This window comes from Flaviaestuariibacter amylovorans, from assembly GCF_039541815.1.
Classification (GTDB): domain Bacteria; phylum Bacteroidota; class Bacteroidia; order Chitinophagales; family Chitinophagaceae; genus Flavisolibacter; species Flavisolibacter amylovorans.
Window position 1 is genome coordinate 1 of record NZ_BAABGY010000034.1, and the last position, 557, is coordinate 557.

At 50.6% G+C, this 557-nt stretch carries 1 protein-coding gene; it reads right to left on the reverse strand.

The window, feature by feature from the left end; genetic code table 11:
• Positions 1-50 precede the first annotated feature (50 nt).
• Positions 51-557: IS3 family transposase (locus ABD937_RS23850; protein WP_345258597.1), on the reverse strand; the 507-nt coding region annotated here is incomplete at its 5' end.

The window sequence follows — 557 nt, forward strand, 5'->3', positions numbered from 1 at the left end:
TGAATAGTCCTAGAATAGGTTGACAGTTTTTAGAAGAGATCCCGGCTGCCTCAGGTGGCCGGGATTTTTGTTTTGTGCACCTGCTCAGGTGTTTTCATGTTTAGGGCCAGGTGCGGTCGTTTGTTGTTGTATAAATGTATAGATTCCTCGACTATGGCTTTGACCTGCGCTTTGCTTTTGAGTGTCCGGTCCATTCCAAATTCCTCTTTGATGGTGCGGTTCATTCTTTCAGCCAGCGCGTTTTCATAAGGGTCTCCGTTTTCAGTCATAGAGAGAAGAATACAGTTTTTAGAGGCTGACGCGACGTATTCCTTGCTACAGTATTGCAGACCCCGGTCGGAGTGGTGGATCGTAGGCTGCAGCTTATCTGCGCGCCCGCGCTGCGCCATCTCAAAGGCCTTGATCATCGATTCGGTTTCCATGTTGTCGGCAACGGCGTGACCTACGATCTTTCGACTGAAGGCATCGGTGACCATGTTGAGATAGCAGTTGCCTTCCTCCGTCTTCAGGTAGGTAATGTCGCTCACCCAGATCTCATCGGGCCGGGTGGCGGTCTT